Source organism: Nocardia sp. NPDC019395 (assembly GCF_040632335.1).
GTDB lineage: Bacteria > Actinomycetota > Actinomycetes > Mycobacteriales > Mycobacteriaceae > Nocardia.
Window position 1 is genome coordinate 56,976 of the sequence record NZ_JBEYBT010000005.1, and the last position, 11,936, is coordinate 68,911.

The following is an 11,936-nucleotide window of genomic DNA, read 5'->3' on the forward strand; positions in this document are numbered from 1 at the left end:
CGTTCTGGAGCGACCAGAGCGAAGGAGCGCAGCGACCGATCGCCGGGAGTGAAGAACGAGACCAAGGGGGCCCCGAACCCGCGACGCCGCAGGCGGCGCCAAAACTGCAGCACCCGGCCATTGGTGTCGGCCGGGTGCTGCAGTTGCGGTTACCGCCCGGGTAAGGCGGAACGATCTATCAGGCGACGCCCTCCGCGCGAGCGGCGGCGGCGACCGCTTCGGCGACCGCCGGGGCGACCCTGGGGTCGAGGGGGCTGGGCACGATCTTGTCGACCGCGAGTTCGTCGGCGACCACGCCGAGAATCGCTTCCGCGGCGGCGATCTTCATACCTTCGGTGATCCGCCGGGCACCCGCGTCGAGGGCTCCCTTGAACACACCGGGGAAGGCCAGCACATTGTTGATCTGGTTCGGGAAATCGCTGCGACCCGTGGCGACGATCGCGGCGTACTTACGAGCGACCTCCGGGTGGATCTCCGGGTCCGGATTCGACATGGCGAACACGATCGCCTCCGGCGCCATCGACGCGATCAGCTCTTCGGCGATCGTGCCCGCGGACAGACCCAGGAACACATCGGCACCGGTGAGGGCGTCCGCCGCGGTGCCGCTGAGGCCGCGCGGGTTGGTGCGCTCGGCCAGATCTGCTTTCACGGCGTTGAGGTCCGTGCGGTCGCGGCTGACGATGCCCTTCGAATCGAGCACCGTCACATCGGCGATACCGGCGGCGAGCAGAATATTCGTGCAGGCCACACCCGCGGCACCGGCGCCCGACACCACGACCTTCAGGCCGGAGGTGGGCCGGCCCTGCACTGCGGCCGCACCGTTGAGCGCGGCCAGCACCACGATGGCGGTGCCGTGCTGATCGTCGTGCATAACGGGGCAATCGAGCGCTTCGACGACCCGCTTCTCGATCTCGAAGCAGCGGGGCGCGGAGATGTCCTCCAGGTTCACGGCGCCGAAGCTGGGGCGCAGCCGCACCAGGGTTTCGACGATCTCGTCGACATCCTTGGTGTCCAGCACGATCGGAATGGAATCCAGCCCGGCGAACTTCTTGAACAGCGCCGATTTACCTTCCATCACCGGCAGCGAAGCCCGCGGGCCGATATCACCGAGCCCGAGCACCGCGGAACCATCGCTGACCACAACCACGAGGCGGTCGGTCCAGGTGTAGCGCTTGGCCAGTTTCTCGTCCTCCGCGATCGCGCGACTCACCTGCGCGACTCCCGGGGTGTAGGCGATCGAGAGGTCACGCTGCGTCTCGAGTGGCGAGCTGAGCTCGACCGAGAGCTTGCCGCCGAGGTGACCGGCGAAGATCTCCTCGTGCGTGATCGCCGCGAGGTCTTCGGCCTCTTTTTTGCTGGCGGTGGCGTTCGGTGCGTCAGTCACAGAGGACACGATTTCACTCCTGCTGGTTGCGGTCGTAACCGGTGGACGGTTACCGCCGGGTATTTGGTGTTATCTGCGTCATATCGTTCATCGGCGGCGCGACCAGGATGTTTCCCGGCAACGCCATAACCCGGGCGCCCCGGAGAGACCGGAGGCGAGGCGAAAGGCGACGGCACTGATTTCGGGCAGCGGGCCCTCCGGGCGGATTTCGGACGGGTTGGTCCGGCAGAACTCGACTGGCGCCCGGCTCCGGCCGCGACGGTGCGTCGCGTGGCGGTGGGCGCCCGATATCCCCGACCCGGCGGTGGCAACGATCGGGAATCCGCAACATTGTGCCAGGTCGCAGGTGATACGCCAAACGCCGGCGCTGCGGATCGGGTATCGGACGCCACGGGCTCAGCGTAAGCGGCCGGGATTACCTTCCCGTAAGCGGAAACTCGCGGCCGACTGCCCGGAAGGGTGAGAAGCGGCCGTAACTCAGCCCCACCATTGGGTCCAGAGCAGGATTGTGGCGGCCCCGATCACCAGCGCGGCGGCGACGAGGGACGCCCGGCCGCGTTTGCGATCCGAATAGACCTGTGCCGCAATGGCGAGCGCCGCGATCACGATATGCCAGCCGACCGATTCCGCGCCCGGGCCGGGGAAGCCGCGGCGGGCACCGATCACCGCCGCACCCACGACGACACAGGCCAGCACGACGAGTCCGGCCGCGACAGCTCCGCTGAGTCCGCGTACCACTTTCATGAGGCGAGCACCGGGACGCCGGCGGCTCTACCGGCCAGCTTCTCGAACTGCGCGGGGTCGGTGGTGCACGCGCCCAGTGCGATCGTTTTGTTCGCACCGTGATAATCCGAGGACCCGGTCGTCAACAGACCGTATTCCGCCGCCAGATCGCGCAGGACGCCGCGATCTCCGGTGTTGTGGTCGGGGTGGTCCACTTCCAGCCCGCCCAGGCCCAACGGTACGAGGTCCGGGATCTCCGCGAGATCGAGCAGACGGCCGCGGCTGCGGGCCCGTCCGTGCGCCAGCACACTCACCCCACCGGCGTCGGCGATCATCGCCACCGCGCGGTGCAGCGGCGTATCCGCCTTCTCCACGTAGTACGGGCCGTTCGAGGCCAGCAACTGAGCGAAAGCGGCTTCGACGCTCGGGACCACACCGGCCTCCACCAGGGCACGGGCCAGATGCGGGCGGCCCGCCGCGGGACCCGCGGAGGCGAGCACCGCGTCCGGGTCGACGGGTAGCCCGTCCGCGGCCATCTGTTCGGCCATGGCTCGTAATCGCTGTACCCGCTCGCCGCGCAGCCGCTCACGTTCGGCCGCGAAACCGCTGTCGGCGGGGTCGAACAGGTAGGCCAGTAGATGCACCGATACCGGCCAGCCGTCGACACCGCGGCCCACACACGACATCTCCATGCCACGAATCAGGGACAATCCGGCCGGGCGCGCGGCCTCGGCTTCGGCCCAGCCGGCGGTGGTGTCGTGATCGGTGATCGCGACGACGTCCAGGCCCGCGCCGGCTGCCTTGCGCACCAGGTCGGCCGGGGTGTCGGTGCCGTCGGAGGCGGTGGTGTGGGTATGCAGATCGATGCGCACGCCGTCCAGTCTGTCAGTGCGGCCCCCCGGTGCTGTCTGCGCGGGCGGGCTAGCATCGACGGGTGCCTTCCCTTCCGCTGCCGTTCCACGGACCGGGACGGGCGCGGCGTTCCACTTCGGCACCGTATATCCGGGTGCCCACCGCCCGCGCGGTCGTCGACTGCGCTGTCTACGTGGACGGCGAGCGGCTCCCCGGGCGACACACCCACAAGAGCGCGCTGGCCGCAGCCCGCGAGCACGGCGGGTTCGTCTGGCTGGGTCTGCACGATCCCGACGCCGCCCAGATGGCCGAGGTCGCCGCGACGTTCGGACTGCACGCCCTCGCCGTCGAGGACGCGGTCCAGGCGCATCAGCGACCGAAACTGGAACGCTACGACCAGACGCTGGTCGTGGTGATGCGCACGGTCGCCTACCGGGAGCACGAAATCCACAGTGTCAGCGAAATCGTGGAAACCGGTGAACTGCTGATATTCATCGCACGCGATTTCGTGATCGCGGTCCGGCACGGCGAACATTCGCCGCTGGCGGTCGTACGGCGCCGGCTGGAATCCGATCCGGACCGGTTACGCCTGGGCCCCGGTTCGGTACTGCACGCGATCGCCGACCATGTGGTCGACTCCTATATCGAGGTCGTGCAATCGGTGGAATTCGATATCGACGCGATGGAAGAGGAGATCTTCACGCCGCGCTCCCCGATCACTGTCGAAGCCATCTATCAACTCAAACGGGAAGTGGTGGAACTTCGGCGCGCGGTGAATCCACTGGCACTGCCGCTGCAATCGCTGGTGCACAACACCGAACTCCCGTTGGACGCCGAGATCCGCCGCTATTTCCGCGATGTCGCCGATCACCACACCACGGTCGCCGAACGTATCACCGATTTCGACGACGCCCTGAGCTCATTGATAAACGCCGCGCTCGCGAAGATCACGGTCCAGCAGAACACGGATATGCGGAAGATATCGGCGTGGGTGGCGGTGGCCGCCGTGCCGACGATGATCGCCGGCATCTACGGAATGAACTTCGAACATATGCCGGAACTGAAAACCACCTGGGGTTATCCGGCGGTGCTACTGGTCATCCTCACGATCTGCCTGACCCTGCTCGCCCTGTTCCGCCGCAACAACTGGCTGTGAACACCGGAACGTCAGAGCGTCGCCGCGCCGCGGCCGGGATCCAGTACATCGATCCCCGCCTCGTTCCAGGCGTCCCGCAGGGCCTGCGCCCCGCGCACTCGCACCCAGGCGGCTTCGGTGGCCGTCACCGGGGTCACCGTGAAGTACCGCACCGGATCGGCGGGTTCGGGCAGGACCACTTCCGGGATAACACCGGGACCGAGCAGCACGGCGGTGAACGGGGCGCCACGCCACAGCGGCTCACCCAGATCCAGCAGTGCGTCGGCCTGCAGGACAACACCTTCCACCGCGGGCGAGGCGGCGAGCACACCCAGCGACCGGGCCACTCCTGCCCCACTCCCGGACCGGGCCCGCAAACTGAGCACCAGTTCGGCCCGCGGACCACGTAGCGGATCGGCGAGCACCGCGGCGGGATCTCCCATCGGATGCCGCGAACCGCCGACGGTCGCGTAATGCACCACGCCGTCACCCGGTATCCGCAGAATCTCGATGGGTTCCAGGCCCAGGAATGTCATCGAAGCGGTGTCCACGGCGGCGGCGTCCACCTCGAAATGGCGCAGCACCGCGGCGCGCACCCGGTCGATCACATCCATCGGCTAGATCGCCAGCCGGGCGAGCATATCCCGGGCCTGCTCGGCGGCTTTCGGATCGCACAGTACGTCGTAACGGCCGGCGACGAGCTGCATGGTCGAGGCGAAATCACGCTGACCGCGGGTGGCGGCGTACGGGATGGTGGTGGAAATAACCCCGAAAATAATGCCGCCGACAAGCCCCACCAGCAGCGGACCGGCCATTCCGTTCGTCGTGAACAAGCTCAGCAGCAGCCCGAGGAAAAGGCCGAGCCAGGCACCCGATACGACGCCCCCGCCGATAACCTTGCCCCAGTTCAGCCGATACAGCACCCGCTCGACCTGCATGAGATCGACACCGACAATGGTCACGTTCTGCACCGGGAACTGATTGTCCGCCAGATAATCCACGGCACGCTGCGCCTCGGCATAGGTCTGATACGAACCGACGGGCCATCCCGAAGGCGGCGTAGGCAGACTCTGTCTGCCGCGATTCGAGCTACCTAATGGGTTCGTCATAGTTATATTGTGCCGCCTCGGGTGGGACGGGTCCGGGACCTGGTCTCGAATCGGGCAATCCTCGGTAAAAGGACAGCCCGAACCCCTACTCGGGAGGCGTGAACACAGACGTCCGCTTCATCCCCGCCGCCCGGCCTTTTTCGGCGATCACGACCGCCATCTTCGCGCTCGCCTCATCGATCATTTCGTCGCCCAGCATCGCCGCGCCGCGGGCGCCGCCATCGGCCGAGGTGTGGTAGGCGTAGGCCTCCAGGATCAGTTCGGCGTGGTCGTAATCCGATTGGCGGGGGCTGAAGATCTCGTTTGCCGCGTCGACTTGGCTCGGGTGCAGGACCCATTTGCCGTCGAAACCCAGCGCCGCGGTGCGGCCGGCCGCGCGGCGGAAGCCGTCTATATCGCGGATCTGCAGGTAGGGGCCGTCGATCGCCTGGAGGCCGTGGGCCCGGGCGGTGAGCAGGATCGTCATCAGGATGTGGTGGTAGGCGTCGCCGGTGTCGTAGCCCTCGGGCTGCTCGCCGACTACCAGGGTGCGCATATTGATACTCGCCATGAAATCGGCGGGGCCGAAGACCAGGGTCTGGACACGGGGGCTGGCGGTGGCGATCTCGTCGATATTGCGCAATCCCAGCGCGTTCTCGATCTGCGGTTCGATGCCGATCCGGCCCGGTTCGATCCCGTTGGCGCGCTCCAATTGGCTCAGCAGCAGGTCGAGCGCCCGGACCTGACCCGCGTCGGTCACCTTGGGCAGCAGGATCGCGTCGAGTGCGGTTCCGGCACCGTCGACCACCGAGATCACGTCGGCGTATGTCCACTGCGTGGTCCAGTCGTTGACCCGGACCACCCGTAGCTGGTGCCCCCAGCCGGAATCGTTGAGGGCGGCCACGATATTGGCTCGGGCGGCGGCTTTCGCCCCGGGGGCGACGGCGTCCTCGAGGTCCAGGAAGATCTCGTCGACCGGCAGCCCTTTGGCCTTGGCGATCATTTTCGGGTTGCTGCCCGGCACGGCGAGCACGGAACGGCGCGGCTTCATCAAGACTCCTGTGGTCGGCCCGGTCCGGCCCCGGAACATCTAGCCTGGCATCCATGGCAGCTACCAGGGTGTACATCGCCAGGCTGACCGGCCTGGCGGTGCTGGGGCCGGACGGCGAGTCTATCGGCCGCGTACGCGACGTGGTCGTGGCCGTCCGGTACGACCGGCAGGAACCGCGTGTCCACGGGATCGTGGTGGAGTTGCCGACCCGGCGCCGGATCTTCGTCCCGATGCTGCGGGTGACCACGATCGAACCCGGTTCGGTGACGCTGAACACCGGGAATGTCAGTCTGCGGCGCTTCGCGCAGCGCCCGGGCGAACTGCTGGCGATGGCGCAGATCGTGGACTCCTCGGTGCGGGTGGACGATCCGGACCTCCCCGATCTCGCGGGTGTCGATGTCTTCGTCGTGGATCTCGGAATCTCCTTGACCCGGACCCGGGATTGGCGGGTCTCGCGGGTCGCGGTCCGCGGGCATCGCCGGCTGGGGCGGCGGCGCACGGTGCACGTGGTGGACTGGGCCCGGGTGCAGGGCCTCACCCCGTACGAGCTGGATCGTCCGGGGCAGGACGTCAGCACCCTGCTCGAACAGTTCGAGGGGCAGCGGGCGGCCGATGTCGCGCATATGTTGCGGGAGCTGCCGGCCAAGCGCCGGCTCGAGGTCGCCGGGGCGCTGAACGACGAGCGCCTCGCCGATGTCGTCCAGGAACTGTCCGGCGACGACCAACTGGAACTGATCGGTCAGCTCGAGATAACCCGGGCGGCCGATGTGCTCGAGGCGATGGATCCCGACGATGCCGCCGATCTGCTCGGTGGCCTGCCGGAGAACGAGGCCGAATCGCTGCTGACGCTGATGGATCCGGAGGAATCCGAGCCGGTACGCCGGCTGCTGGAACATTCGCCGGATACCGCGGGCGGGCTCATGACGCCCGAGCCGGTGGTCCTGAGCCCGTCCACCACAGTCGCCGAGGCACTCGCCCGGATCCGGGACCCCGATCTGACGCCCGCGCTGGCATCCATGGTTTTCGTGGTCCGGCCGCCGACGGCCACCCCCACCGGGCGCTATCTGGGCTGCGTCCATCTGCAGCAACTGTTGCGGGAACCGCCGGCGCATCTGGTCGGCGGGATCCTGGACACCGACCTGGCCACACTGCGCCCGGAGTTGCCGCTCGCCGCGGTGACCCGGTATTTCGCCAGTTACAACCTCGTATGCGGACCCGTAGTGGACGAGCAGAACCATCTGCTGGGCGCGGTGAGTGTGGACGATGTGCTGGACCATCTGCTGCCGCCCAATTGGCGTGAGGACGAGCAACTGTACGAGGGTGTGCGGCCGTGACCGAGAAGAGCACCGTGAGCCGGGCGGCGGCCACCGCCCGGCAGCGTCTGGAGACGCCGGTCGGGTCCCGGTTCCGGTTCGACTGGGACGCCGAGGCGCTGGCGCGCGGCAGCGAGCGGATCGCGCGGTTCCTGGGCACCGGACGCTATCTGGCGCTGCAGACCGTCGTGGTCGTCATCTGGATCGCGCTGAACGTTTTCGTGATCGCGCTGCGCTGGGATCCGTACCCCTTCATCCTGTTGAACCTCGCGTTCTCCACGCAGGCGGCTTATGCCGCCCCGTTGATCCTGCTGGCGCAGAACCGGCAGGACAACCGGGACCGGGTCTCGCTCGAGGAGGACCGGCTGCGGGCCGCGCAGACGAAGGCGGACACCGAGTTCCTGGCGCGCGAGCTCGCCTCGCTCCGCCTGGCCGTGGGCGAAGTGGCCACCCGTGATTATCTGCGCCGGGAACTGGACGAGATCCGGGACGCGCTCGAACGGATCGAAACCACGGCGGGCGTCGGTCCGACGCGCGGCCCGGACAAAGCGACCAAACCGAAACGCAAGAAAACCTCCGGTCACAAGCCGGTTACAGGGTCGGTTTCACCGCCGGTCGCCGATGAATGACCGGAAATCCACAATATGCTCCTGACCGGTAGGTAACCTGGATCACGTTGTCCCGAGCGCGCCATCCGGGATCGTCCGAGACGGTCGCTCACCTGTGACATAGAGGAACGGTGGAGCCGAATGCGGATACCTACCCCTGTGGCAATGTCGGCTCTCGTCATGGCGGGCCTGGTAGCCGGCGGTTCGGCCGCCCATACGACCTTCTCGACGACACCACCGGAAGCACCCGGAGCAGAGCTCGCCGTGAACACCGAACGTACTGGTAACCCGGTCGGCGACCCACAGCCCCCACTGGCCCAGACACTCGGAATGCTGCCGGCCGAGCCCACCACACCACGCAAACTTCGAGCGCTGAGCCCGACTCCCGGCCTTTTCGCCGGAGCCGTGCCGTTACACACCATCAACCTGCCCAGCGGTGGCGGCCCCCTCGGAATCCCGGAGATAGTGCTGGCCGCCTATCGCAACGCGGAACTGGCATTGCAGTCCTCGACACCCGGCTGTGGGGTCAGCTGGAATCTGCTCGCCGGAATCGGCCGGATCGAATCGGGCCACGCGAGCAACGGCCGCACCGACGCCGCCGGCACCACCGACCCGCCGATCCTCGGACCGGCACTGGACGGCACCCTGCCGGGCAACGAGGTCATCCGGACCACCGACGGCGGATACGTCCGGGCCCTCGGGCCCATGCAATTCCTGCCCGGTACCTGGTCGCACTACGCCGCCGACGGTAACGGCGACGGCCACGCGGATCCGCACAATGTTTTCGACGCCACGCTGGCGGCGGGCAAGTACCTGTGCTCCGGCGGGCTGAATCTCCGTGACCCGCAACAGGAGTTGCGGGCCGTCCTGCGCTACAACAACTCGATGTCGTACGCGGCCAATGTGCTGAGCTGGTCCGCGGCCTACCGCACGGGTGGCCGTTCCGCACCGGTCATCCCGTCCCCCGGCCTCGTGCCGCCCGGGAGCGTGCCCACCCAATTGCCGCCGGGCTCGCCGGACCTGCTCGCCGCGCAGACCGATTCCCCGATCCCGCCCCCTCCGCCCGAGTTCGCGATCCGGACTCCGCGCCCCGAACCGATGATCCGCATCCCGGGGCTGCCGCCGATCCCGTGCGGACTGCTGTGCCCACCGGCGCCGGGTTCCCCGAAGGTCGGCGAGGCCCTTCCGGCCCCCGCTCCCGCCCCGGAGGCATCTCCCGGGGTGGGCACCCCCGCCGGCCCCACGCCTGCCACGCCTGACGCACCGGTACCCGGTACACCAGCAGCCCCGGCCCCGGAAAACCCGGCACCGCAAGGGAATACCGAGAACCGGGCGGCACCACCCGCCCCGCCGGCGGCGTCGGCACCCCCATCGATCACCTTGCCGGGCGGGCTGGTCATTCCGCTGCCGATCGCCGTGATCCCCGGGCCCGCGGCACCCACTCCGGCCGATGCGGTGCCGGCACCACCACCGGTCACACCCGCGGCGCCGGCGGAGTCCGCGCCACCCGCCTGATCGGACAGACCGGCCGGGCGTACTGCACCCTCCCGCGCCGAGTTCGGGGCCCGGTCACCGACCGGGCCCCGAATCCGTACATACCGGTTCCCAAGGGGCGCCGGTGCATTCCTTTCCCATTCCGCGGAGAAATAACCGTCACGAGGCAGTAACGAACTGGTCTCGGATGCGGTATTCTCGATGGCGAAGGTCACGGCACGGCAACGCCGTCCGTGGTAGCAGGCTGTGGTTCAGATGAAGGGCTTGAGTACGTGGGGCGTCACCGTAAACAGCAACCTGCCAGTGTCACGCGCAATTCCGTTATCGCGCTGACCGGTCTGGTACCGGCCGGAGTCGTGGCTACGAACGCCGCGGCGGCCATGGCCACCGATCCCACCGCGGCCTCGGTCGAAATGCATGTAGCGGCCCTGGGCGCCGCGGCACCCGCACAGACGATGGCGCCGGCTGTTGTCGACGAGAACGCGGTGCACGCCATGGCGAAGCAGTCGCCCGAAGCGCCGATCGAAGTGAAATCGGTCGCGCTGGACCCGAACCGCGCCCGTAACGATCTACCGGTGGCCGCGTCCGGGATTCCCGGTATCGCCGAGGCCGCCTATATCAATGCCGAGCAGATCCTGGCCGACGAGGATCCCGGATGCAATATGCCGTGGACGATGCTGGCCGGTGTCGGCCGGGTGGAGTCCACCCATATGAACGACGGCAAAGCGGACGGCGACGGTAACGCGCTGGCCCCGGTGTTCGGTCCGGCTCTGGACGGCAGCCTGTCGGGCAACAATGTCATCCACGATTCCGACGGCGGCGCACTCGACGGCTACAGCGGCTACGACCGCGCGGTGGGTCCCATGCAGTTCCTGCCGGAAACCTGGACCCACTACGCCGCGGACGGCAACCGCGACGGGATCTCCGATCCGCAGAACTACTACGACGCGACCCTGACCGCCGGAAAGTACCTGTGCTCCGGCGGGCTGGATATGACCGATCCCGCCCAGCAGACCAGGGCCATCCTGCGCTACAACAACTCGATGGCGTACGTCGCGAACGTTATGGCCTGGGCGCAGTCGTACAAGACGGGTATCGCACCACGGCCCGCGGAACTCCCCCGGATCTGACAGCACTACCATCGGCAGCATGCCAGTGGTAACGGAAGCGGAGGTGCGGGGCGCCCTCGCGAAGGTCGACGACCCGGAGATCCGCAAACCGATCACCGAACTGGGCATGGTGAAGAGCATCCGGATCGATCCGGAAAGCAATGTGCATATCGAGGTCTTCCTGACCACCGCCGGTTGCCCGTTGCGCACGGAGATCACTCAGCGGGTCAGCACCGCGGTAACAGATGTGCCCGGTGTCGGTGCCGTCTCGGTAGAGCTCGACGTCATGAGCGACGAACAGCGCACCGAACTGCGCAAACAGTTGCGCGGCGATTCCGCCGAACCGGTGATCCCCTTCGCCCAGCCCGGTTCCCTCACCCGCGTGTACGCGGTGGCCTCGGGTAAAGGCGGGGTCGGTAAATCCAGCGTCACGGTCAATCTGGCCGCTGCGCTCGCCGATCGCGGTCTGGCTGTCGGCGTGCTCGACGCCGATATATACGGCCATTCCATCCCCCGGATGCTCGGCACCGACGCCCGGCCCACCCAGGTCGAGCGGATGATCATGCCGCCGGTCGCGCACGACGTGAAGATGATCTCTATCGCGCAGTTCACCCAGGGCAACACTCCTGTGGTCTGGCGGGGTCCGATGCTGCACCGGGCCCTGCAGCAGTTCCTCGCCGACGTGTTCTGGGGTGATCTGGATGTCCTGCTGCTGGATCTGCCGCCCGGGACCGGCGATGTGGCGATCTCCATCGCCCAGCTGATCCCGAACGCCGAGATCCTGGTCGTCACGACCCCGCAGATCGCCGCCGCCGAGGTCGCCGAACGCGCCGGGGCCATCGCCCTGCAGACCAGACAGCGGATCGCCGGTGTCGTGGAGAATATGTCCTGGCTGGACCTGCCCGACGGCAGCCGGATGGAACTGTACGGTTCCGGGGGCGGTCAGGCCGTCGCCGACCGGCTCACCCGGGCGGTCGGCGCCGAGGTACCGCTTCTCGGGCAGATCCCGATCGAACAGGCAGTGCGTGAGGCGGGCGACGAGGGCACCCCCATCGTGCTGCGCGACCCGGACTGCCAGTCCGCTGTCGCGCTGCGCGCGGTCGCCGACAAGCTGGCGGTGCGCCGCCGCGGCCTCGCCGGGATGTCTCTCGGTATCGATACCACCCGTAACCTCTGAAC

Annotated in this window: 12 protein-coding genes; 6 read left to right on the forward strand and 6 right to left on the reverse strand. The window is 67.9% G+C overall.

The window, feature by feature from the left end; translation table 11 throughout:
• Nucleotides 1-178 precede the first annotated feature (178 nt).
• The 3 genes from ABZ827_RS15785 to ABZ827_RS15795 form a co-directional block, all read right to left on the reverse strand.
• Nucleotides 179-1,384, reverse strand: coding sequence for an NADP-dependent malic enzyme (locus ABZ827_RS15785; RefSeq protein WP_357237718.1), 1,206 nt, complete (start codon nt 1,382-1,384; stop codon nt 179-181).
• A gap of 477 nt (nt 1,385-1,861) precedes the next feature.
• Complete coding sequence (locus ABZ827_RS15790) at nt 1,862-2,128, reverse strand: hypothetical protein (protein WP_357237485.1); 267 nt, start codon at nt 2,126-2,128, stop codon at nt 1,862-1,864.
• Nucleotides 2,125-2,979, reverse strand: a complete 855-nt coding sequence (locus tag ABZ827_RS15795) for a PHP domain-containing protein (protein ID WP_357237486.1) — start codon at nt 2,977-2,979, stop codon at nt 2,125-2,127. The genes ABZ827_RS15790 and ABZ827_RS15795 overlap by 4 nt, the downstream gene beginning before the upstream one ends.
• Nucleotides 2,980-3,041: 62 nt before the next feature.
• Here ABZ827_RS15795 and ABZ827_RS15800 point away from each other — a divergent pair, with 62 nt between their 5' ends.
• Nucleotides 3,042-4,115 (forward strand): magnesium and cobalt transport protein CorA, encoded by a 1,074-nt coding sequence (locus ABZ827_RS15800; protein ID WP_357237487.1) that lies wholly within the window; start codon nt 3,042-3,044, stop codon nt 4,113-4,115.
• Nucleotides 4,116-4,126: 11 nt separating this feature from the next.
• Here the strand turns inward: ABZ827_RS15800 and ABZ827_RS15805 are convergent, their stop codons facing one another.
• The 3 genes from ABZ827_RS15805 to ABZ827_RS15815 all read right to left on the reverse strand — a co-directional run bounded on the left by ABZ827_RS15805 (nt 4,127) and on the right by ABZ827_RS15815 (nt 6,233).
• Nucleotides 4,127-4,708 (reverse strand): suppressor of fused domain protein, encoded by a 582-nt coding sequence (locus ABZ827_RS15805; RefSeq protein ID WP_357237488.1) that lies wholly within the window; start codon nt 4,706-4,708, stop codon nt 4,127-4,129.
• Between the two features lie 3 nt (nt 4,709-4,711).
• The gene (locus ABZ827_RS15810) at nt 4,712-5,203 is read right to left on the reverse strand and encodes a general stress protein (protein WP_357237489.1); all 492 of its coding nucleotides are present in this window, start codon (nt 5,201-5,203) and stop codon (nt 4,712-4,714) included.
• Between the two features lie 85 nt (nt 5,204-5,288).
• Nucleotides 5,289-6,233: a CoA ester lyase gene (locus ABZ827_RS15815; protein WP_357237490.1), complete on the reverse strand. Its 945-nt coding sequence runs from the start codon at nt 6,231-6,233 to the stop codon at nt 5,289-5,291.
• A 53-nt stretch (nt 6,234-6,286) separates the two neighbouring features.
• Between ABZ827_RS15815 and ABZ827_RS15820 the strand changes: the two genes are divergently transcribed.
• The 5 genes from ABZ827_RS15820 (at nt 6,287) to ABZ827_RS15840 (ending at nt 11,934) form a co-directional block, all read left to right on the forward strand.
• A complete protein-coding gene (locus ABZ827_RS15820) occupies nt 6,287-7,567 on the forward strand; it encodes a CBS domain-containing protein (RefSeq protein ID WP_357237491.1) in 1,281 nt (426 codons plus the stop codon).
• Nucleotides 7,564-8,175 carry a DUF1003 domain-containing protein gene (locus ABZ827_RS15825; protein ID WP_357237492.1) on the forward strand — a complete coding sequence of 204 codons (612 nt, stop codon included), beginning with the start codon at nt 7,564-7,566 and terminating at the stop codon, nt 8,173-8,175. The genes ABZ827_RS15820 and ABZ827_RS15825 overlap by 4 nt, the downstream gene beginning before the upstream one ends.
• 144 nt (nt 8,176-8,319) lie before the next feature.
• Nucleotides 8,320-9,669: a lytic murein transglycosylase gene (locus ABZ827_RS15830; RefSeq protein ID WP_357237493.1), complete on the forward strand. Its 1,350-nt coding sequence runs from the start codon at nt 8,320-8,322 to the stop codon at nt 9,667-9,669.
• Between the two features lie 251 nt (nt 9,670-9,920).
• Nucleotides 9,921-10,778: a lytic murein transglycosylase gene (locus ABZ827_RS15835; protein WP_357237494.1), complete on the forward strand. Its 858-nt coding sequence runs from the start codon at nt 9,921-9,923 to the stop codon at nt 10,776-10,778.
• A 19-nt stretch (nt 10,779-10,797) separates the two neighbouring features.
• The gene (locus ABZ827_RS15840; protein ID WP_357237495.1) at nt 10,798-11,934 is read left to right on the forward strand and encodes an Mrp/NBP35 family ATP-binding protein; all 1,137 of its coding nucleotides are present in this window, start codon (nt 10,798-10,800) and stop codon (nt 11,932-11,934) included.
• The last annotated feature ends 2 nt before the right edge of the window (nt 11,935-11,936 follow it).

Coding starts and splice junctions, on each gene's coding strand:
- ABZ827_RS15790 (WP_357237485.1), bottom strand. CDS start 2,128: ATGAAAGTGGTACGCGGACTCAGCGGAGCTGTCGCGGCCGGACTCGTC.
- ABZ827_RS15805 (WP_357237488.1), bottom strand. CDS start 4,708: ATGGATGTGATCGACCGGGTGCGCGCCGCGGTGCTGCGCCATTTCGAG.
- ABZ827_RS15810 (WP_357237489.1), bottom strand. CDS start 5,203: ATGACGAACCCATTAGGTAGCTCGAATCGCGGCAGACAGAGTCTGCCT.
- ABZ827_RS15815 (WP_357237490.1), bottom strand. CDS start 6,233: ATGAAGCCGCGCCGTTCCGTGCTCGCCGTGCCGGGCAGCAACCCGAAA.
- ABZ827_RS15820 (WP_357237491.1), top strand. CDS start 6,287: ATGGCAGCTACCAGGGTGTACATCGCCAGGCTGACCGGCCTGGCGGTG.
- ABZ827_RS15830 (WP_357237493.1), top strand. CDS start 8,320: ATGTCGGCTCTCGTCATGGCGGGCCTGGTAGCCGGCGGTTCGGCCGCC.
- ABZ827_RS15840 (WP_357237495.1), top strand. CDS start 10,798: ATGCCAGTGGTAACGGAAGCGGAGGTGCGGGGCGCCCTCGCGAAGGTC.